General features: G+C 69.3%; 19 protein-coding genes. 9 read left to right on the top strand and 10 right to left on the bottom strand.

All coding sequences use genetic code 11. The annotated features are described in order from the left end of the window. Positions 1-5: 5 nt before the first annotated feature. Genes B2515_RS12565 through B2515_RS12555 form a run of 3 tightly spaced genes read right to left on the bottom strand, consistent with a single transcriptional unit; the run spans position 6 to position 4,744 of the window. The gene (locus B2515_RS12565; protein WP_293876783.1) at positions 6-1,874 is read right to left on the bottom strand and encodes a CHASE4 domain-containing protein; all 1,869 of its coding nucleotides are present in this window, start codon (positions 1,872-1,874) and stop codon (positions 6-8) included. Then, a complete protein-coding gene (locus B2515_RS12560) occupies positions 1,874-3,784 on the bottom strand; it encodes a putative bifunctional diguanylate cyclase/phosphodiesterase (protein WP_293876782.1) in 1,911 nt (636 codons plus the stop codon). The genes B2515_RS12565 and B2515_RS12560 overlap by 1 nt, the downstream gene beginning before the upstream one ends. A gap of 48 nt (positions 3,785-3,832) precedes the next feature. After that, positions 3,833-4,744, bottom strand: coding sequence for an ROK family protein (locus B2515_RS12555; RefSeq protein WP_414711395.1), 912 nt, complete (start codon positions 4,742-4,744; stop codon positions 3,833-3,835). Positions 4,745-4,919: 175 nt separating this feature from the next. On the opposite strand from B2515_RS12555, the gene B2515_RS12550 reads away from it, so the two are divergent. Both B2515_RS12550 and B2515_RS12545 read left to right on the top strand, forming a co-directional pair. Next, positions 4,920-5,240: a hypothetical protein gene (locus tag B2515_RS12550; protein WP_293876779.1), complete on the top strand. Its 321-nt coding sequence runs from the start codon at positions 4,920-4,922 to the stop codon at positions 5,238-5,240. Beyond that, the gene (locus B2515_RS12545) at positions 5,230-5,796 is read left to right on the top strand and encodes a type II toxin-antitoxin system VapC family toxin (protein WP_293876777.1); all 567 of its coding nucleotides are present in this window, start codon (positions 5,230-5,232) and stop codon (positions 5,794-5,796) included. Before B2515_RS12550 ends, B2515_RS12545 begins: the two co-directional genes overlap by 11 nt. Positions 5,797-6,198: 402 nt before the next feature. Here the strand turns inward: B2515_RS12545 and glmS are convergent, their stop codons facing one another. Further along, complete coding sequence (gene glmS, locus B2515_RS12540; protein WP_293876775.1) at positions 6,199-8,022, bottom strand: glutamine--fructose-6-phosphate transaminase (isomerizing); 1,824 nt, start codon at positions 8,020-8,022, stop codon at positions 6,199-6,201. 1 nt (position 8,023) lies between these two features. After that, complete coding sequence (gene glmU, locus B2515_RS12535) at positions 8,024-9,376, bottom strand: bifunctional UDP-N-acetylglucosamine diphosphorylase/glucosamine-1-phosphate N-acetyltransferase GlmU (protein WP_293876774.1); 1,353 nt, start codon at positions 9,374-9,376, stop codon at positions 8,024-8,026. A gap of 62 nt (positions 9,377-9,438) precedes the next feature. Between glmU and B2515_RS12530 the strand changes: the two genes are divergently transcribed. Further along, positions 9,439-10,143 (top strand): HAD family hydrolase, encoded by a 705-nt coding sequence (locus tag B2515_RS12530; protein ID WP_293876773.1) that lies wholly within the window; start codon positions 9,439-9,441, stop codon positions 10,141-10,143. A 184-nt stretch (positions 10,144-10,327) separates the two neighbouring features. Here B2515_RS12530 and B2515_RS12525 read toward each other — a convergent pair whose 3' ends face one another. Next, a complete protein-coding gene (locus tag B2515_RS12525; protein ID WP_293876772.1) occupies positions 10,328-10,666 on the bottom strand; it encodes a DUF2794 domain-containing protein in 339 nt (112 codons plus the stop codon). Further along, complete coding sequence (gene epsC / locus B2515_RS12520) at positions 10,666-11,358, bottom strand: serine O-acetyltransferase EpsC (protein ID WP_293876771.1); 693 nt, start codon at positions 11,356-11,358, stop codon at positions 10,666-10,668. Before epsC ends, B2515_RS12525 begins: the two co-directional genes overlap by 1 nt. Before the next feature lie 172 nt (positions 11,359-11,530). Here epsC and B2515_RS12515 point away from each other — a divergent pair, with 172 nt between their 5' ends. From B2515_RS12515 to B2515_RS12495, 5 genes are all read left to right on the top strand, one after another. Further along, complete coding sequence (locus B2515_RS12515; RefSeq protein ID WP_293876769.1) at positions 11,531-12,304, top strand: sulfite exporter TauE/SafE family protein; 774 nt, start codon at positions 11,531-11,533, stop codon at positions 12,302-12,304. Positions 12,305-12,443: 139 nt separating this feature from the next. Continuing rightward, positions 12,444-13,007 (top strand): alkyl hydroperoxide reductase subunit C, encoded by a 564-nt coding sequence (ahpC, locus tag B2515_RS12510; protein ID WP_293876767.1) that lies wholly within the window; start codon positions 12,444-12,446, stop codon positions 13,005-13,007. Between the two features lie 158 nt (positions 13,008-13,165). Further along, positions 13,166-14,755: an alkyl hydroperoxide reductase subunit F gene (gene ahpF / locus B2515_RS12505; RefSeq protein WP_293876765.1), complete on the top strand. Its 1,590-nt coding sequence runs from the start codon at positions 13,166-13,168 to the stop codon at positions 14,753-14,755. A 74-nt stretch (positions 14,756-14,829) separates the two neighbouring features. Further along, positions 14,830-15,732 (top strand): hydrogen peroxide-inducible genes activator, encoded by a 903-nt coding sequence (locus tag B2515_RS12500; RefSeq protein ID WP_293876763.1) that lies wholly within the window; start codon positions 14,830-14,832, stop codon positions 15,730-15,732. A gap of 37 nt (positions 15,733-15,769) precedes the next feature. After that, complete coding sequence (locus B2515_RS12495) at positions 15,770-16,396, top strand: fasciclin domain-containing protein (protein WP_293876761.1); 627 nt, start codon at positions 15,770-15,772, stop codon at positions 16,394-16,396. Between the two features lie 174 nt (positions 16,397-16,570). Here the strand turns inward: B2515_RS12495 and B2515_RS12490 are convergent, their stop codons facing one another. Genes B2515_RS12490 through pgsA form a run of 3 tightly spaced genes read right to left on the bottom strand, consistent with a single transcriptional unit; the run spans position 16,571 to position 17,842 of the window. Beyond that, positions 16,571-17,017 carry a molybdenum cofactor biosynthesis protein MoaE gene (locus B2515_RS12490; RefSeq protein ID WP_293876759.1) on the bottom strand — a complete coding sequence of 149 codons (447 nt, stop codon included), beginning with the start codon at positions 17,015-17,017 and terminating at the stop codon, positions 16,571-16,573. Continuing rightward, complete coding sequence (gene moaD / locus B2515_RS12485; protein WP_293876757.1) at positions 17,014-17,271, bottom strand: molybdopterin converting factor subunit 1; 258 nt, start codon at positions 17,269-17,271, stop codon at positions 17,014-17,016. Before moaD ends, B2515_RS12490 begins: the two co-directional genes overlap by 4 nt. Before the next feature lie 4 nt (positions 17,272-17,275). Continuing rightward, positions 17,276-17,842 carry a CDP-diacylglycerol--glycerol-3-phosphate 3-phosphatidyltransferase gene (pgsA, locus tag B2515_RS12480; protein ID WP_293876755.1) on the bottom strand — a complete coding sequence of 189 codons (567 nt, stop codon included), beginning with the start codon at positions 17,840-17,842 and terminating at the stop codon, positions 17,276-17,278. A 136-nt stretch (positions 17,843-17,978) separates the two neighbouring features. On the opposite strand from pgsA, the gene B2515_RS12475 reads away from it, so the two are divergent. Continuing rightward, on the top strand, positions 17,979-19,268 hold the full coding sequence (locus B2515_RS12475; RefSeq protein WP_293876753.1) for an MFS transporter: 1,290 nt from the start codon (positions 17,979-17,981) through the stop codon (positions 19,266-19,268). The last annotated feature ends 151 nt before the right edge of the window (positions 19,269-19,419 follow it).

Raw genomic sequence — 19,419 nt, 5'->3', positions numbered from 1 at the left:
CGGCGTCAGGCGGCCTGCGCGATCGTGTCGGGCTGCGCGCCCCTGAGGGTGAGGACGGCGACCGCGCCCCTGCCCCGGCCCTCGCTCTCGAGCCGCAGGCTGCCGTCCATCGCGTTCATCGCATTGGCGCACCAGTGCAGGCCGAGGCCGCCCGATTTGTGCGCGCGGGTCGAGAAGCCGCGCTGGAACAGGGTAGCGCCGGTCGCCGCGTCGAAGCCCTCGCCGTCGTCGCGGATGTGGACGACGACGCTGGCGCCGTTTTCGTGGATGGTGACGCCGATCGAGCCGCTGTCGCGACCGCTGGCGGCGATCGCCTCGGCGGCGTTGCCGAGCAGGTTGCCGATCACCTGGCTGAGGATGACGCGGTTGGCGAGCGCGTGGTGCGCGCCCGCGGGGAAGCTGAAGGCGATCGACGCGGCGTCGGAATAGCGCGCGATCGCGGCGTTGCGCGCGACGATCGCGCTGAGATCGCAGACCTCGAGCGTCGGGCGTTCGTGCGCCTGCTGCTGCTGCTGGCCGATGATCTCGAGCACGTGCGCCATCGCCTCGCGGCCGACCTGGAGTTCGCCGCGCATCGTCTCGCGGCCCTGCACCTCGGCGGCGAGCGCGGCGGCGACGAAGGCGGCGAGCTTGGCGCGGCGGCCGGGGGCGAGGTCGTCGCGGCCGAGCTCGGCGAGCGCGCGCTCGACGGTGGCGCGGTCGATCGGCGGCGCCTGGGCGATGCCCTGGCTGAGGATGGTGCTGATCGGGTTGAGCGCGTTGCGGACGTTGTGCATCACCGCGACCGCGCTCTCGCTGCGGCCGAGCGCGAAGCTCTGCGCCTCGATCTGTTCGCGCAGATCCTTGAGCTGCGAGAGCATCGCGTTGAGGCTGCGGCCGAGCGAGCCGAATTCGTCGCGGCGGCCGTCGTCGTCGAACAGCGCCATCGCGCCGGAAGCGCGGACGCGCTGCATGTGGCGCTCGACGCGCTGCAACGGGCCGAGCACCAGCCGGGCGATGACGCGGCGCAGGACGACGAGGACGATCAGCAGCAGCAATGTCGAGCCGGCGACGGCGAGCAGCAGCATGCGGCGGCCTAGCAGCGAGACGTCGCGGACGATGTGGAAGCGCGCGGCGGCGACCGCATGGCCGTCGGCGCCGGGGATCGGCACGGCGATTCCCATCGTGTTGCGGCCCGGCACGACACGCGCGTGGTCGCCGGTCGCCGCGAGGTCGATGCGCGCGTCGAGCTGGAGCAGCTCGGAGATCTGGCGCGAGGTGATCTGGCGCGCCATCAGCACATAGCCGCGCGGGCTGCCGGTGCCGTCGGAGCGGCGGACCTGCGCGACGCCGACCGCGGCGACGGTCGATCCGAGCCGGGCGTAGACATGGCCGGAATTGCCGGCGCCGACGATGCGGGCGAGGTCGGTGCGGGTGGCGAGGCGGACCATTGCGGCGCGCAGGTCGGCGCGTTCGCGGCCGGTCGCCGCGTCGAGCCAGCGGGCGATCTGGATGCGGCCGTCGGGGCGGACATAGGCCATGCCCTGCACGCCGAGGTTGGTCATGGCGAGCGGCGAGAAGCTGTCGCGCTCGAACGCCGCCGACTGCGCGGTGGAGGGCGCGCCCATGTAATCGTAGCTCTGCGTCCAGTCGCCATAGTCGCGGACGGCATTCTCCACCTTCGCGGCATATTCGCCGAGCGCGGCGCGGGTGCGCTCGACATGGCCGTCGATCGCCTTGGTTTCGAGCGCGCTGAAGCTGGGGGTGATGACGCCGGCGAGCAGCAGGGTGATGCCGAGCGCGCCGGCGACGCCGACCACGGTGAGGATCAGCACCAGCTTCGCCCCGAGCGAGGCGGGGCCGCGGACCCAGGCCCGGGACCGGGCGCGGCGCATCAGCCGTGCGTCCCGTTGCCCGGCTGCGGCTGCGGCTGCGGCTGCGTCAGGTCGCCGCCCAGGAAGCGCTGTGCCGCGAGTGCGACCGCGAGATCGGGCGCGACCGGGCGCGAGAAATAATAGCCCTGCAGGTGGCTGGCGCCGGCGAGGCGGAGCGCCTGCACCTGCGCCGCGGTCTCGACCCCCTCCGCGATCACCTCCAGCCCGAGCGCGCGGCCGAGGTGGATGATCGAATGGACGATCGCCGCGCTTTCGCGCTCGCGGCCCATGCCGTCGATGAAGCTACGGTCGATCTTGAGGCTGTCGAGCGCGAACTTGCGGATGTTGTAGAGGCTGGAATAGCCGGTGCCGAAATCGTCGAGCGCGATGCGGAAGCCCATCTGGCGCAACTTGTAGAGCGTTTCGGCGGCGCGTTCGGCGTCGTCGAAGATCGCGGTTTCGGTGATCTCGATCTGGACGCGGCCGGGCAGCACGCCGGCGCGCTGGACGCTTTCCATGATATGGCCGACGAAGTTGCTGCGGCGGAACTGGCGCGGCGAGAAATTGACCGAGACATATTGGTCGGGGAAGCGCTGCACCATGGTCAGCGCGGCGTCGAGGATCCAGTCGCCGAGTTCGTGGATGACGTTCGATTCCTCGGCGATCGGGATGAAGGTCGCCGGGCTGATCGGGCCATATTCCTCGGTGTTCCAGCGCACCAGCGCCTCGAAACCGATCACCTCCAGCTCGCTGCGGCTGACGATCGGCTGGTAGACGAGGCTGAGTTCGCCCTTGTCGATCGCCTGCGCGAGCCCCTGTTCGATGCGGCGGCGGAAGCGGATGCCCTCGTCCATGCTCTCGTCGAAGACGCGGGTGACGCCGCGGCCGGCGCGCTTGGCGTCGTTGAGCGCGAGGTCGGCGCGGCGCAGCGCGTCGATCGGGTCGCAGTCCGCGCCCTCGACGACGACGACGCCGCCGGAGGCGCCGCTCTGCACCGAATTGCCGAACACCTGATGCGTGCCGGCGCAGGCGGCGACGATGCGGTCGCAGGCCATCGCCGCGGCCGCTTCCCCCGGGGTGTCGAAGAGGATGCCGAATTCGTCGCCGCCGAGCCGCGCGACGATCGCGCCCTCGGGCGCCTGCGCCTGCAGGATGCCGCACACCTCGCGGATCAGCGCATCGCCCGCCAGATGGCCGAGCGTGTCGTTGACGATCTTGAACCGGTCGAGATCGAACATCGCGGTGGCGAACAGGCCGGGCCGCCGCGCGCGTTCGCCGAGCGCGCGCAGGAAGGCGAGCCGGTTGGGCGCGTCGGTGAGCGAATCGTGCGTCGCCATGTGGATCGCTCGGCTCTCGTTGGCGGCGAGTTCGGCGCCCTGTTCCTCGAGCTGGACGATCTGGGCGGCGAGCTGCGCGCGGGCGGCGGCGAGTTCGCGGTCGACCTGCCAGCGGTGCGCGAGCGCGGTGGCGGTCTGCACCACCTCGGCGACCTCGAACGGTTTGGCGATGTAGAAGATCTTGTCGGCGGGGCCGGCGACCTTGCTGATCTCCAACGGCGAGAAGTCCGAATAGCCGGTGACGATGACGAGGTTGATCTCGGCATCGAGCGCGCGGATGCGGCGCGCGGTTTCGCGCCCGTCGATCCCCGGCGGCATGCGCACGTCGATGAAGGCGACCGCATAGGGGGTGCCGGCGGCCAGCGCCGCCTCGACCGCGGCGACCGCGTCGAGGCCCTGGTGGCAGTGCGTCAGGTCGAAGCGTTCGCCGTCATCGACCGCATCCGGCGCGTCGTCGCCGAACAGCTCCGCCGCCATCGCGCCGAGCGCATCCTCCGCCACGCCGCGCTGGCCCGCGAAGCTGCGGGCGTAGCTGTCGTGCATCGCCGGTTCGTCGTCGACGATCAGCAGGCGCTTCGGTGCAACGGCGATCATGGCTGCAAACTTCCCTCTTATGGTTGACGAGGGCGTAAGCAGACACGGTTAAAGGGTCGTAAACGTCTTCAGCTGCCCCTCGAGCGCTTGCGCGCCGAGCACGATCGCACCGAGCGGCCCCGCATTGCCGCCGAGCGCGGGCGGGACGACGAAACCGGGCTCGGTGATCTCGGGCAGCGCGATATAGCCTGCGAGGCTCTTGACCATCGCGGCGCGGACGCGGGGGAAGAGGTGGTCGTTGCCGACCATGACGCCGCCGCCCATGACGATGCGGCGCGGCACGCCGGTGAGCACCAAAGTATGGCACAATTGGCCGAGGACGTGTGCGACCGGATCCCAGACGGGATCGTCGGCGGCGATATCCTCGCCCTTCTTGCCCGCGCGCGCGCCGATCGCGGGACCGGCGGCGAGCCCCTCGAGACAGCCGCCGTGGAACGGGCAGACGCCCATCCAGTCGTCGCCGGCGAGGCGATCGGGGCGGATATGGCCGAATTCGCTGTGGGTCAGCCCGTCGACGGGGAGCCCGCCGGCGATCAGGCCGACGCCGATGCCGGTCCCGACGGTCGCATAGGCGATGTCGCGCAGCCCCCTGGCGGCGCCCCAGCGCGCCTCGGCAAGCGCGGCGCCGACGACGTCGGTGTGGAAGCCGGTCGGCACGTCGTAGCGTGCGGCGAGGCGTTTCGCGACGTCGGTGCCGGCCCAGTGCGGCTTGGGCGTCGAGGTGATGTGGCCGTAATCGGCGGACTCATGGTCGATCGAGATCGGGCCGAAGCTGGCGATGCCGAGCGCATCGAACGCGCCCCAGCCGTCGAGCACGCGCTCGATCCCCGCGAGCGTTTCCTCGGGCCGGGTGGTCGGCAGCTGCACCCGGTCCTCGATCGCGTCGGGACCGCGCGCCAGCAGACAGACGATCTTCGTCCCGCCCAATTCGATGCCGGCTACCAACGGGGGGACGCTCACCACGATCTTGTTCTCCTTCGGGCGGGGTGGTTAGACGAGAACGGACGGTTTTGCGAGAGCGCTAACGCAGCGGGGATGCGTCATATCCGGCCGGAAAAGCCGATAGCGGGCGAGCCTCGTTGTCGTGTCATTCAAAATCGACTATATGTCATACGCAGGCGTATCGGAGGCAGACATGGCTGCTAAGGCGGAGACAGGGGAAGCGCCCGGCGGCACGACGCGCCGGAAGAACACCGCCGGCGCGGTGATGAGCCAGCGCGTCAGCAGCACGCTGACGACGGCCGCGGCCACCGGGCTCACCGCAGGCCGGAAGGGCAAGCAGCTGTCGGGCCGCGTGCACGAGACACTGTTCGAGGCGGCGGCCGCCAAATCCGGCCTGCGCGGCACAGAGCTGATCGACTATGCGCTGGCCAAGGTCGCGCTCGAAGACGACTTCGCCGACCGGTTAATCGCGTTGAAGGGGTCGATTCCCAAGGACGTGGATCTTGGCGCTTGACCTTGCGGCTGCCCTCCGCCGGCTGAAACCGGAGAAGCGAACGCAGCCGCTGGTGCGCCGGCCGGACGAAGCACTAACGTTCTTGGGCGACGTGGCGCTCGCCGGACCGCCGCTGCTGCTCGATACGACGGTCTACATCGACATCCTTCAGGACCGTGCGCCACCCGCGCTGGACGATCTGCTGCGCGTACGGCAGGTGACCCATTCGTCCGTGGCGATCGGCGAACTGGTGCACCACTTCGGACGGCTCGATCCGGCGCATCCCGGCACCGGCGCGATCCTCGGCGCGATCCGGACGGCGATCGAGAGCATCCCCGCCCATCGGCTATTCGCCCCCAGCATCCAGGCCGTCGCCGAGGCGGGTATCGTCACGGGGGTCGCCGCCCGGCTGCGCGGACTGCCCCGGACGGACCGCCAGCCGTTCATGAACGATGCGACGCTGTTCCTGCAGGCGCTGGAGAACGGTGCCGTGCTGCTTTCCCGGAACATCGGCGACATGGACCTGATCGAGCAGCTGGTGCCGTCCGGACGCGTGCTGCTGTATCGGCGGGTGTGATCGGCGGCGTTGCCCGCGGGTCGTCGCGATACGAGGCCGATCGGGAGGAAAAGGGTGCGCGCGGAGGGCGCGGAGGGCGCGGAGGGCGCGGAGGCGGTGCTTTAGAATCGGATGACATCAGATTGATCCGCATGTGTCGTTATTGCGAGCGCAGCGAAGCAATCCAGAGCCGTACCAAGACGTCCTGGATTGCTTCGCTGCGCTCGCAATGACGGATCAGTTTGATGTCATCTGCCGGCGTCGCGATGACGGGATGGGGCCGCCGCGTGCGATCCAACTCCGCGTCCTCCGCGCCTCCGCGCGCCTATATCTGCGGGGCGGTCCGTGACGCGCGGTTACGCGTCTTCGCTGGTCCACCCACCCCCTGCCCCTCCCTTCGAGGGAGGGGCGTGACGGCGCCGGTTATTCGACCGTCACCGACTTGGCGAGGTTGCGGGGCTGGTCGACGTCGGTGCCCTTGGCGACGGCGACGTGATAGGCGAGCAGCTGGACCGGGACCGCATAGACCAAAGGCGCGATCAGCGGGTGGACCTTGGGCATGGTGATCGTGGCGATGCAATTCTCGCCCGCCGCCTGGATGCCGTCATAGTCGCTGATGAGCACGACCTTGCCGCCGCGTGCCTGCACCTCCTGCATGTTGCTGACGGTCTTGTCGAACAGCGGGCCGGAGGGGGCGATGACGATGACGGGGACGTTCTCGTCGATCAGCGCGATCGGGCCGTGCTTCATCTCGCCCGCGGCATAGCCCTCGGCGTGGATGTAGCTGATCTCCTTGAGCTTGAGCGCCCCCTCCAGCGCGAGCGGATAGTCGGTGCCGCGGCCGAGGTAGAGGACGTCGCGCGCGCTGGCGATGACGCCGGCCATCGCCTCGATCGATTCGTCATAGGCGAGCGCGCCGTTGAGCGCGGCGGGCGCCTCGGCGAGGTGGCGGACGATCTCGCGCTCCTCGCCGTCCTTGAACTTGCCCTTGGCGCGGGCGAGGTTGGCGGCGAGCGCGGCAAGGACGGCGAGCTGGCAGGTGAACGCCTTGGTGCTGGCGACGCCGATCTCCGGCCCGGCATGCGTCGGCAGCAGCAGGTCCGCCTCGCGCGCCATACTGCTGGTCGGCACGTTGACCACCGCGGCGATCGTCTGCCCCTCCGCCTTGGCGTGGCGCAATGCGGCGAGCGTGTCGGCGGTTTCGCCCGACTGGCTGATGACGATCATCAGCCCGCCCGGCTCCATCACCGGGGCGCGGTAGCGGAATTCGGAGGCGACATCGATGTCGACCGGCACGCGCGCGAACTGTTCGAACCAGTATTTGGCGACCATGCCGGCGTAATAGCTGGTGCCGCAGGCGACGATGGTGACGCGCCTGATCCCGGCGAGATCGAAATCGGGAATCGGCAGCGTCACCTTTTCTTCCATCCGCTGGAGGTAGGAGCGCAGCGTCTGGGCGACGACGATCGGCTGTTCGTAGATCTCCTTCAGCATGTAATGGCGATGGTTGCCCTTGCTGACGAGTTCGCCGGTGATGCCGGAGATGGTGACCGGCCGCTCGACCGGCTTGTTGTCGCGATCGTAGACCTGCGCGCCCTCGGTGGTGCAGACGACCCAGTCGCCCTCGTCGAGATAGGCGATGCGCTGCGTCAGCGGCGCGAGCGCGAGCGCGTCGGAGCCGAGATAGGTTTCGCCGTCGCCATGGCCGACGACCAGCGGCGAGCCGAGCCGCGCGCCGATCAGCAGCTCGGGATGCTTGCGGAACAGGATGGCGAGCGCGAAGGCGCCGTGGAGGCGCGGCAGCACCTCGCGCACCGCGGCGACGGGTTCGATCCCCGCCTCGACCTTTTCGCTGATGAGATGGGCGACGACCTCGGTATCGGTCTCGCTGGTGAAGACGCGGCCGCGGGCGATCAGCTCGTCGCGGAGCGGCTTGAAGTTCTCGATGATGCCGTTGTGGACGACCGCGACCTCGTCGGTGGCGTGCGGATGCGCGTTGTTGGTGGTCGGGCCGCCGTGCGTCGCCCAGCGGGTGTGGGCGATGCCGGTGGTACCGGGCAGCGGCGCGGCGGCGAGCTCCTTCGCCAGGTTGACGAGCTTGCCCGAGGCGCGGCGGCGCTCGATCCGGCCGTCATGGTCGGTGGCGATGCCCGCCGAATCGTAGCCGCGATATTCGAGCCGCTTCAGGCCGTCGAGCAGCCGGTCGGCGACGTCTTCGGTACCGATGATTCCCACGATTCCGCACATGTTACTGCTTGTCCTTCTTCGCGCGCATCCGGGCGCGGAATTGCGTGGCCCAGCCGGATTTGGCGACCTGCGGCGGGCGGACGAGCGCGAGCGCGCCCGCCTCGACATCCTGCGTCAGCACCGATCCGGCGGCGACGATCGCGCCCTCGCCGACCGACACCGGCGCGACCAGGGCGGAATTGGAGCCGATGAACGCGCCCGCGCCGATCGTCGTCCGGTATTTGAAGAACCCGTCGTAATTGCAGGTGATCGTGCCGGCACCGATGTTCGCCTTCGCCCCGACCTCGGCATCGCCGATGTAGGAGAGGTGGTTGACCTTGGCGCCCTCGCCCAGCGTCGCCTTCTTCATCTCGACGAAATTGCCGACCTTCGACCCCGCACCGAGCGTCGCGCCGGGGCGCAGGCGGGCATAGGGGCCTACCTCCGCGTAAGCGCCGATGGTGGCGCCCTCGATATGGCTGAAGGCGTGGATGGTGACGCCGTCGGCGACGGTGACGCCGGGGCCGAAGACGACGTTGGGTGCGATCACCACGTCGCGGCCGAGCCGCGTGTCGTGGCTGAACCAGACGGTGTCGGGGGCGATCAGCGTCGCGCCGTCGGCCATCGCCTGTGCGCGGCGCGCCGCCTGCCAGCCGGCCTCCACCGCCGCCAGCTCGCCGCGGCTGTTGATGCCGGCGACCTCGTCCTCGCCCGTCTCGATGCACACCGCGCGGCCGCCCTCGGCGATCGCCAGCGTCACCACGTCGGGAAGGTAATATTCGCCCGCGGCATTGTCGTTGCCGACCGCCTCGAGCAGGCGCCACAGGTCGCGGGTGCGGACCGCGGTGACGCCCGAATTGCACAGGTCGACGGCACGCTCCGCCGCGCTTGCATCCTTGTATTCGACCATCTTCGCGATCGTGCCGTCGGCGGCGGCGATGACGCGGCCATAGGCACGCGCGTCGGCGGGGCGGAAGCCGAGCACCGCAACGGTCGGCGCGTCGGCCGCATCCAGCCGCGCCGCGAGCCGTGCGACGGTGTCCGTGGCGAGCAGCGGCGTATCGCCGAAACAGACGATGGCGATGCCGTCGAACCCGGCGAGCGCCGCCTTCGCCTGCAGCGCCGCATGCGCGGTGCCGAGCTGTTCGCGCTGCCACGCGATCTCCACCCCGGTCGCGGCGACGGCGGCCTCGACCTGTTCGCCCGACGCGCCGACGACGACGACGCGGCGGGTCGCGCCGGCGCGGTTCAGGCTGTCGATCAGGTGGAGCAGCATCGGCCGCCCGGCGACGGGATGCAGGACCTTGTGCAGGTCGGACTTCATCCGCGTGCCTTTACCCGCGGCGAGGATGATGACGGCAAGAGGATCGCTCATGGCCCCATCGCCTGCCATGGAAGTCTTGCCATTTCCATAGGTAGCCGTCACCGCGCGCGGTTATGACGCAGAATTCATCGCCCCGTTCGCCGTTCGACATCGTCGGATTCGACCTCGACGGCACCGTGCTGGACACCAGCGGCGACCTGGCCGCGGCGGTCAACCATGCGCTCGCCTCGGTCGGGCGGCCGGCGCTGGGCGTCGAGGCGGTCAAGCCGATGATCGGCGGCGGCGCGCGGCATCTGCTGGCGCAGGGGATGGCGGCGACCGGCGGCTGCGACGAGGCGACGCTGGACGTGCTGCACCGGCGGCTGCTCGCGTATTACGAGGAGCATATCGCGGTGCTGACCCGGCCCTATCCGGACGCGCTCGCCGTGCTCGACACGCTGGCGGCGCGCGGCGCGCGGATCGGACTCGTCACCAACAAGCTGGAGGCGCTGGCGCGCAAGCTGCTCGACGCGCTGGACCTGACCGGACGGTTCGCCTGCATCATCGGCGGCGACACGATGGGACCGGGCAACGCCAAGCCGAGCCCCAAGCCGATCTACGAGATGCTGGCGCGGTGCGGCGGCGGCACCGCGGCGTTCGTGGGCGATTCGCTCTTCGACATCCGCGCCGGACAGGCGGCGGGGCTGCCGACGGTGGCCTGTTCGTTCGGCTTCCTGATGCAGCCGGTCGCCGAGCTGGGCGCGGACGCGATCATCCATGGCTATGGCGAGCTGATCCCGGCGCTGGAGCGGCTGGCGGCGGCGCGAGGCGACGAATAGGCGATTTGGCTTCGCGCAGAGGCGCGGAGGCCGCGGAGGTGTTGCGTTCGTCGCGTGCGCGGTCCTCCTCATCGAAGCCCGGCGACATCAGCGGTGCGCTGCCGCGGGCGTTGCACCTCTGCGGCCTCTGCGCCTCTGCGCGAACCAGATTCGTCGGTAGCTGGCAGCGAAGGCGAATGTCGTCCTAGTCGACGAGCTTCATCAGGCGGCGTTCGACGGGGGCGAGGATCGGGCCGAGGTCGTGGCCGCGCTTCAGGACCATGCCCTGTTCGCCGATCAGCGCCCACATGCCCTGCCGGGCGCGCAGCGCGGGACGCTTCTCGATGCGGAATTCGGGGCGTTCGGCGGCGCGGCGGAAGGCGGCGAAGATCGCGGCGTCCCGGCCGAGCTGCATCGCATAATCCTTCCAGTGGCCGGCGGCGACCATGCGGCCGTAGAGGTCGAGGATGCGGTTGAGTTCGGCGCGGTCGAAGCCGACCTGCGACGGCTGTCCGCCCTGCGGAAACGGCGTGACGATTCCCATCAGGCGCGGTCGCGCTCCTGCTCGGGCAGCTGTTCGGCGAGCAGCGCGTCGAGGCGCTTGCGCATCGATTCGAGCTCGCAGCGCATGATCTCCATCTTCTGCGTCGCGGGGTCGAACATGTCGCTGCACGGCGTGCCGTACGGGACGAAGCGCGACGGGCTGGTCGCCGCCCCGCCCTCGACCATCGTCGCGCGCGCCGGGATGCCGACCATCACCGCGCCCGCCGGCACGTCCTTCGTCACCACCGCATTGGCGCCGACGCGGGCACGCCGGTCGACGAGGATCGGGCCGAGCACCTGCGCGCCCGAACCGATGATGACGCCGTCGGCGAGCGTCGGATGGCGCTTGCCCGCGACGCCATTGTCGGGGCTGGTCCCGCCGAGCGTCACGCATTGGTAGATGGTGACGTCGTCGCCGATCTCCGCGGTCTCGCCGATCACGACGAAGCCGTGGTCGATGAAGAAGTTGCGGCCGATCTTCGCGCCCGGATGGATGTCGATCGCGGTCCAGGCGCGGGCGATGTGGTTGACGAGGCGGGCGAGGAAGAACCAGCGCCGGCGGTAAAGGGCATGTGCGACGCGGTGGAGCGCCAGCGCCCAGACGCCGGGATAGAGCAGGATTTCGGCCCGCGAATGCGGTGCCGGGTCGCGCGCCCGGATCGAATCGAGATAGGCGGCCAACCGTCCGAACATCCGTCGTTCCCCTTACAGACCCGCGCATGTAATCCTTCCGCCAGCCGATTTCCATGCCCGACCCGCCGCAGCTTTGGCGTAGCAAACTCCAGCTTTGTTGTAGGGATTGCGCGCGCCGTGCACGATGCGGCCCGTCCTACCCGTCCGTATCCCTCCGGAGTGCCTGCCGCCGATGCCCGATTTCCTTACCGCCATCGACTGGAGCCAGGTGCTGCCGTTCATCGCGATCGGCTTTGCCGCACAGGTGGTCGACGGCGCGCTCGGCATGGCGTTCGGCGTCATCAATTCGACGCTGCTCGTCACCGTGATGGGGGTACCGCCGGCGGTCGCCTCCGCCAGCGTGCACGCGGTCGAGACCTTCACCACCGCGGCATCGGGGGTCAGCCACATCGTCCACCGGAACGTCGACTGGAAGCTGTTCCGCCGGCTGGTCATCCCCGGCGTGATCGGCGCGATTCTGGGCGCGACGCTGCTGAGCAATATCGACGCCTCGGTCGCGAAGCCGTTCGTCATGCTCTATCTCGCCTGTATCGGCCTCTACCTGCTGTTCCGCGCGGTGAAGGGGCGGATCGAACCACGCACGCCCAAGGTGATCGCGCCGCTGGGCCTCGTCGGCGGGTTCCTCGACGCGGCGGGCGGCGGCGGCTGGGGGCCGGTCGTCACCAGCAACCTGCTGATCCAGGGGGCGACGCCGCGGCACACGATCGGCACGGTCAACACCGCCGAATTCTTCCTGACCGCGACCGCGTCGGTGACCTTCTTCATCGCGCTCGGCTGGTCGGCGTTCACGCTGCACACGCTCGGCATCCTGATCGGCGGGCTGGTCGCGGCGCCGCTGGGCGGCGTGCTGGCGAAGCGGGTGCCGACTCGCGGGCTGATGGCGCTGGTCGGCGTGTTGCTGACCCTCACCAGCGCCTGGTCGGTCTATGCGGCGTTCGCGCACTGAATGGTTCGCGCCTGCGAACGGCTAAACCCGCGGAAATGCTGCTGATCGCCTCATTCGATCACGCAGCGCAAATAGATTAATTTTGCACTGCGGCATGAGGCACCCATATTCGGTCCACACCATTCAACCGGAGACCAACATGGCCCTCATCGGCAGCAAGCTGAAGCCGTTCACCACCCAGGCCTATAAGGAAGGCAAGTTCGTCAGCGTCAGCGACACGGACGTGCTGGGCAAGTGGGCGGTCTTCTTCTTCTACCCGGCGGACTTCACGTTCGTCTGCCCGACCGAGCTGGAAGACCTCGCCGACGTCTATCCGACGCTCCAGAAGATGGGCGTCGAGGTGTACAGCGTGTCGACCGACACCCACTTCAGCCACAAGGCGTGGCACGACAGCTCGCCCGCGATCGGCAAGATCAACTATTTCATGCTGGGCGACCAGAACCACAGCATCAGCACCAACTTCGAGATCCTGCGCGAGGGCCAGGGCCTGGCCGATCGTGGCACGTTCGTGATCGATCCCGAGGGCGTGATCCAGCTGATCGAAGTGACGTCGGAAGGCGTCGGCCGCAACGCCGCCGAGCTGCTGCGCAAGATCAAGGCCGCGCAGTACATCGCCGCGCATCCGGGCGAAGTCTGCCCGGCGAAGTGGGAAGAGGGCGAAGAGACGCTCGCCCCCAGCCTCGACCTCGTCGGCAAGATCTGAGGTTTCGGACGGATCGTCCGGCGGCATCCGCAGCCGGCGTCCCGTCCAGCCCCATCCCCGCCCTTCCCCGAGGGTCAGGGTGATCGCGGCCCGGGGTGGAAGCCTTCCACCCCGGGCCGCTTGTTTATGACGACCCGCATTACCCAGGAGTTTCCGCCATGCTCGACGCCAATCTGACGCAGCAGTTGAAGGCCTATCTGGTCAACATCCGCCAGCCCATCGAGCTGGTCGCGAGCCTGGGCGACGACGCCAAGTCGCGCCAGATGGGCGAATTGCTCGACGAGATCGCCGCGCTGTCGGACAAGATCGCGGTCGTCACCGCGGACGACCGCCGCCGCCCGAGCTTCATGATCCGCCGCGCCGGCACCGACATCGGCGTGCGCTTCGCCGGCCTGCCGATGGGGCATGAATTCACCTCGCTGGTGCTCGCGCTGCTGCAGGTCGGCGGCCATCCGTCGAAGGCGGCGCAGGAGCTGATCCAGCAGGTCGAGGCGCTGGACGGCGACTTCCATTTCGAAACCTTCTTCTCGCTGTCCTGCGCGAACTGCCCCGACGTGGTGCAGGCGCTCAACCTGATGGCGGTGCTCAACCCGCGGGTGACGCACACCGCGATCGACGGTGCGCTGTTCCAGGACGAGGTCGCGACGCGCAAGGTGATGGCGGTGCCGACCGTGTTCCTGAACGGCGAGCCTTTCGGCCAGGGCCGGATGGAGCTGGAGCAGATCGTCGCGAAGCTCGACACCGGATCGGCGGCGCGCGCCGCCGAAAAGATCGCGGCGAAGGCGCCGTTCGACGTGCTCGTCGTCGGCGGCGGCCCCGCCGGCGCGGCGGCGGCGATCTACACCGCGCGCAAGGGCATCCGCACCGGCATCGCGGCGGAGCGGTTCGGCGGGCAGGTGCTCGACACGATGGCGATCGAGAATTTCATCTCGGTGCCGCATACCGAGGGGCCGAAGCTCGCCGCCGAGCTGGAGCGCCACGTCCGCGATTACGACGTCGACATCATGAACCTGCAGCGTGCGGAAAAGCTGATTCCGGCGGCGGGCGAAGGCGGGCTGCACGAGGTTGTGCTGGAGAATGGCGCATCGCTGCATGCGCGCACCGTCATCCTGTCGACCGGCGCGCGCTGGCGGCAGATGAACGTGCCGGGCGAGGATGCCTATCGCAACAAGGGCGTCGCCTATTGCCCGCATTGCGACGGCCCGCTCTACAAGGGCAAGCGCGTCGCGGTGATCGGCGGCGGCAATTCGGGCGTCGAGGCGGCGATCGACCTCGCCGGGATCGTCGCGCACGTCACGCTGATCGAATATGACAGCGACCTGCGCGCCGACGCGGTGCTGCAGCGCAAGCTCGCCAGCCTGCCCAACGTCGCGATCATCACCTCGGCGCTGATCACCGAGGTGCATGGCGACGGCGAAAAGGTGACCGCGCTGTCCTATCGCGACCGCAATACCGACGCGATGCACCGTGTCGATCTGGAGGGGATCTTCGTCCAGATCGGGCTGGTGCCGAACACCGAATGGCTGGCGGGTGCGGTGGCGTTGAGCCCGCGCGGCGAGATCGAGGTCGACCATCGCGGCCACACATCGCAGCCGGGCGTGTTCGCCGCGGGCGACGTGACGACGGTGCCGTTCAAGCAGATCGTCATCGCCATGGGCGAAGGGTCCAAGGCGGCGCTGGCGGCGTTCGACCACCTCATCCGCCTGCCCGCGGAAGTGACGCACGATTGGGAAGAAGCGGCGGAGTGAGGGTGCGATCCTCCCCGTGCCGGGGAGGATAATGAGGGTGGCGTCGCGGCGGCGGCGCCTCTATCCGGCGGGGCATGGCGGCGACCTATCTTCCCACGCTCAAGCAGCTGCAATATCTGGTCGCGTTGAAGGACGCCGGCCATTTCGGACGGGCCGCCGAGGCATGTTTCGTCACCCAGTCGACCCTGTCGGCGGGCCTGCGCGAGCTGGAGACGCTGATCGGCGTCACGCTGGTCGAGCGGACCCGCCGCGTCGTCCGCTTCACGCCGCTGGGCGACCGGATCGCCGACAAGGCGCGGCGCGTGCTGCGCGAGGCGGAGGAGCTGGGCGATATCGCGCGCGCCGCCGGGCGGCCGCTGTCGGGCGAGATGCGGATGAGCGTCATTCCGACGATCGCGCCCTTCATGCTGCCGCATATCCTGCCGCGGCTGCGCCGCGACTATCCCGACCTCAAGCTGTTCCTGCGCGAGGAGCCGTCGGGCGCGGCGTGCGAGGGGCTGCACAACGGCCGCACCGATTGCGTGCTGCTCGCGCTGCCCTTCGCATGCGGCGACGTCGCGTCGCAGGCGCTGTTCGACGACCGGCTGTTCGTCGCCTACCAGCCGCAGGACATGCCGAGCGATCCGCCGACGATCCCCGCCGCGCTGATCGACGAGACGCGGCTGCTGCTGCTCGAGGACGGGCATTGCCTCAAGGACCATGCGCTGTCGGCGTGCAACCGGCCCGAATTGCGCGCGGAGGCGACGATGCTCGGCACTTCGCTGCACACGATCGTGCAGATGGTCGACAATGGTTTGGGCATGACGATGCTGCCGGAAATGGCGCTCAAGGCGGGGATCCTCGACCATACCAATATCGTCGCGCGGCCGCTCGACGCCGACAATGCGGTGCGGCGGATCGCGCTGGTCTGGCGCCGCGCATCCCCGCGCGAGAAAGATTTCCAGTTGCTCGCCGAGGCGCTCGCCGAAGCACGCTGATGCAACCCCGCCCGGCTTCGGGCGTAGAAGAGGGTACGTGACCCAGTCCTTTCCCACCTCCAAGTCTTCGACCAGCCAGGCGCGACGGATCGCCGTCTATGCCTCGCTCGTCCTGCTCGCCGGCTGCGTGCCGCCGGCGACCGCCCCCGTCGTCGCGCCGCCGCCGGTGGTCAGCGCGCCGGTGCCGGTCGACCCGTCGCGGATCGAATCGGAGGCGACGATCGCGACCTCGATCGCGGCGACTCCCGGGCTGAACACGCTGGCAACCGAGTTGCGGATCGCGGAGCTGGACCAGCTGCTCGGCGGCGACGGGCCCTATACGCTGTTCGCGCCGAGCGATGCGGCGTTCACCCGCCTCGCGCCGGGAATCGCCAGCGACCTGCTGGCGCCCGAGAATCGCGCGGCGCTGGTGGCGCTGTTGCGCTATCACGTCGTCGCGGGGACGGTGACGACCGAGCAACTGACCGACCGTATCCGCGCCGGCGGCGGGCGCGCGACGCTGACGACGCTGGGCGGGCAGCCGATCGTCGCGACGATGACCGGCGACGTCATCACGCTGACCAGCGTCACCGGCAACCGCAGCTATGTCGAGGCGGCGGACGTCGCGCAGGTCAACGGCGTGATCCATGTCGTGAACGGCGTGCTGGTGCCGGTGCTGCCGTAGGGCGCCTTTGCGCCCTCCCCCGCCGGGCGAGAGCGGGATGACATCTAACTGATCCGTGATTGCGGGCGCAGCGAAGCAATCCAGGGCGTCCTGGTACGGCTCTGGATTGCTTCGCTGCGCTCGCAATGACGAACATGCGGATCAATCCGATGTCATCCGATTCCAGGGCCTGCGTCAGTGCCGTTCCCAGCGTTCCGCGGCGGCGGTGTCGGTGTCGCGCGCCTCGACCCAGCGCGCATCGGTGCCGCGGGTTTCGCGCTTCCAGAAGGGGGCGTCGGTCTTGAGCCGGTCGATCAGATAGGCGCAGGCCTCGAGCGCGGCGGCGCGGTGCGGCGCGGCGGCGGCGACGAAGACGATCCGCTCCCCCGGGGTCATCGGGCCGACGCGGTGGACGATCGTCGCCGCGCCGAGCGACCAGCGCGCGACCGCGCCCTCCGCGACGCGGGTCAGCGCCGCCTCGGTCGCGCCGGGATAATGTTCGAGTTCGAGCATGCCGACCGAATCGTCGGCACGGACCAGCCCGGTGAAGGTCGCGACCGCGCCGGCCCCGGCGGCACCCTCCGCCAGCGTCATTTCCGCGCCGATGTCGATGGGATCGCGGCCGACGACGATGCGGATCATCCGCCGGTCACCGGCGGGAACAGGGCGACCTCGCGCGCGCCGGCGATGCCCGCGTCCATGGCGACGAAATCCTGGTCGACCGCGGCGCGCAGCCGGGCGCGGTCCGCCAGCGCATCGGCGCTGGTGGCGTCGCGGGCCGCGAGCCAGTCGACCAGCGCGGCGACCGTCGTCACGGTCGGCGGCGGCGACACGATTTCCTGCGCGCAGCCCATGCGTTCGCGCACCCAGGCGAAATAGAGCATCTCGATCGCCATCGGATCAGTCCATATGCCGGATGCCGACGCGCAGATAATCCCAGCCCGTCACCAGCGTCAGCGCCGCCGCCGCCCACAGGCAGCCGAGGCCGGTCACCTTGATCCACGCCTGCGCGGGCAGCGCGCCGGCGAGGATCAGCGCACCGAAGGCGACGAGCTGCAGCGTCGTCTTCCACTTGGCGAGCTTCGACACCGGCAGCGACACCTGCAGCCCGGCGAGGAATTCGCGCAGGCCCGACACCGCGATCTCGCGCAGCAGGATGATGAGCGCGGCGATCAGGTGGACGCCGGTGATGAGCGCCAGATCGTCGTGGCGGGTGCCGACCAGCATCAGGATCACCGCGGCGACCATGATCTTGTCCGCGATCGGATCGAGGAACACGCCGAGCTTCGACACCGCGCCCTGCGCGCGGGCGAGATAGCCGTCGAAATAATCGGTGATGCCCATCAGGCAATAGAGCGCGAAGGCGATGCCGAATCCCGCCTCCCACCGCGGCCACCACAGGAAGGCGACGAGCAGCGGGACCGCGACGATGCGCGACAGCGTCAAAAGGTTGGGCAAGGTCAGCATCGTATGCCCCTCCTACCGCGACAGCCGCGCGGACGTAACCCCCATGCATCGGCTCGCATGACCTAAGCCGTTGGCGTGCCGGACCGGCTGGGCTATGCCTGCCGCAATATCGCCACGATCGAAGGCCGACGTTCGCATGCTGAATGCCATGGGGTTGCTGAAGCAGCGCCGCTTCCTGCCCCTCTTCGCCACGCAGTTCCTCGGCGCGTTCAACGACAATCTGTTCAAGACGTCGATGGTGCTGTTCGCGACCTATGCGATCTTCAACGATCCGCACATGGAATCGAACTTCAACGCGCTGGCGACCGGCATCGCCATCCTGCCGTTCTTCCTGCTCTCCGCGCTCGCCGGGCAGCTCGCCGACAGCCACGACAAGGCGCGGATCATCCGCATCGTAAAGACCGCGGAGATCGGCATCATGCTGCTCGGCGCGGGCGGGCTGATGGTGGCGCGCGCGGGCTATCCGACGCTGGGCATCGGCCTGATGCTGGGCGCGGTGCTGTTCCTCGGCGTGCACTCGACCTTCTTCGGGCCGATCAAATATGCGATCCTGCCGCAGCACCTGAAGCCCTGCGACGTGCTCGGCGGCACCGGGCTGGTCGAGGCGGGGACGTATCTCGCCATCCTGCTCGGCACGATCATGGCCGGCTGGGTCCCGATCGAGGGCGCCGCGATGCTGGTGATCGTCGTCGCGCTGATCGGTTGGGCGACCGCGAGGCAGGTGCCGCCCGCCCCGCGCGAGGGGCCGCGGCTGAAGCTCAACTACAATCCGTTCACCGCATCGTGGCGGCTGATCCGCACGACGATGCACATCCCGCGGCTGTTCCTCGCGATCTGCGCGATCAGCTTCTTCTGGACGATCGGGGCGCTGCTCATCATCATCTTCCCGCCGCTGGTGAAGAACGTGCTCACCGCCGACGAGCGGGTCGCGAGCGGGGCGATCGCGGTCTTCTCGGTCGGGGTGGCGATCGGGTCGGTGGTCATCAACACGATGCTGAAGGGCAAGATCAGCGCACGCTATTCGCCGGTATCGGTGATCGCGATGGGCGTATTCGTCGTGATCTTCTCGTTCCTGTGCCGCAACTGGGTGCCGGCGGCGCCGGGCAGCTTCTACGACTGGAGCCAGTTCGTCGCGCAGCCGCGCGCGATCCCGATCATGCTGTGCCTGCTGGCGATCGCGACGACCGGCGGCATGTTCGTCGTGCCGCTCTATGCGTTCCTGACGACGACGGTCGAGAAGGACCAGACCGCGCGCACCGTCGCCGCGAACAACGTCGTCAATTCGGGCGCGATGACCCTGGGATCGATCGCGGCGATCGGCATCGACCTGATGGGCGTCCGGTCGGTCGACATGCTGTTCCTCGTCGCGGCGATGTGCCTGGTGTCGGCCTGGATCGCGCAAAAGCTGCACGCCGCCTGCGACTAGGACGGACCGGGGGTTCGCGGCGACCCGCCCGCGGTCGGGGAAAACGGGTTCGCGCGGAGGCGCGGAGGACGCAGAGGCGTCGCGCTGCCGGCATCGACAGCCTACGCTTCCAAGGCGCGAAGATGACGGGGCCGTACGCCCCCATCTCCGC

This window comes from Sphingomonas sp. UBA978, from assembly GCF_002292295.1.
Classification (GTDB): domain Bacteria; phylum Pseudomonadota; class Alphaproteobacteria; order Sphingomonadales; family Sphingomonadaceae; genus Sphingomonas.
Note: the sequence above shows the minus strand (reverse complement) of the source record. Positions and strands in the feature narration are given on the sequence as shown.

What these genes read in the sequence shown, in the direction of transcription:
- B2515_RS12565 (WP_293876783.1), bottom strand. Translation starts at nt 1,874, where the DNA reads ATGCGCCGCGCCCGGTCCCGGGCCTGGGTCCGCGGCCCCGCCTCGCTC.
- B2515_RS12560 (WP_293876782.1), bottom strand. Translation starts at nt 3,784, where the DNA reads ATGATCGCCGTTGCACCGAAGCGCCTGCTGATCGTCGACGACGAACCG.
- B2515_RS12550 (WP_293876779.1), top strand. Translation starts at nt 4,920, where the DNA reads ATGGCTGCTAAGGCGGAGACAGGGGAAGCGCCCGGCGGCACGACGCGC.
- glmS (WP_293876775.1), bottom strand. Translation starts at nt 8,022, where the DNA reads ATGTGCGGAATCGTGGGAATCATCGGTACCGAAGACGTCGCCGACCGG.
- glmU (WP_293876774.1), bottom strand. Translation starts at nt 9,376, where the DNA reads ATGAGCGATCCTCTTGCCGTCATCATCCTCGCCGCGGGTAAAGGCACG.
- B2515_RS12530 (WP_293876773.1), top strand. Translation starts at nt 9,439, where the DNA reads ATGACGCAGAATTCATCGCCCCGTTCGCCGTTCGACATCGTCGGATTC.
- B2515_RS12525 (WP_293876772.1), bottom strand. Translation starts at nt 10,666, where the DNA reads ATGGGAATCGTCACGCCGTTTCCGCAGGGCGGACAGCCGTCGCAGGTC.
- epsC (WP_293876771.1), bottom strand. Translation starts at nt 11,358, where the DNA reads ATGTTCGGACGGTTGGCCGCCTATCTCGATTCGATCCGGGCGCGCGAC.
- B2515_RS12515 (WP_293876769.1), top strand. Translation starts at nt 11,531, where the DNA reads ATGCCCGATTTCCTTACCGCCATCGACTGGAGCCAGGTGCTGCCGTTC.
- ahpC (WP_293876767.1), top strand. Translation starts at nt 12,444, where the DNA reads ATGGCCCTCATCGGCAGCAAGCTGAAGCCGTTCACCACCCAGGCCTAT.
- ahpF (WP_293876765.1), top strand. Translation starts at nt 13,166, where the DNA reads ATGCTCGACGCCAATCTGACGCAGCAGTTGAAGGCCTATCTGGTCAAC.
- B2515_RS12500 (WP_293876763.1), top strand. Translation starts at nt 14,830, where the DNA reads ATGGCGGCGACCTATCTTCCCACGCTCAAGCAGCTGCAATATCTGGTC.
- B2515_RS12490 (WP_293876759.1), bottom strand. Translation starts at nt 17,017, where the DNA reads ATGATCCGCATCGTCGTCGGCCGCGATCCCATCGACATCGGCGCGGAA.
- moaD (WP_293876757.1), bottom strand. Translation starts at nt 17,271, where the DNA reads ATGGCGATCGAGATGCTCTATTTCGCCTGGGTGCGCGAACGCATGGGC.
- pgsA (WP_293876755.1), bottom strand. Translation starts at nt 17,842, where the DNA reads ATGCTGACCTTGCCCAACCTTTTGACGCTGTCGCGCATCGTCGCGGTC.
- B2515_RS12475 (WP_293876753.1), top strand. Translation starts at nt 17,979, where the DNA reads ATGCTGAATGCCATGGGGTTGCTGAAGCAGCGCCGCTTCCTGCCCCTC.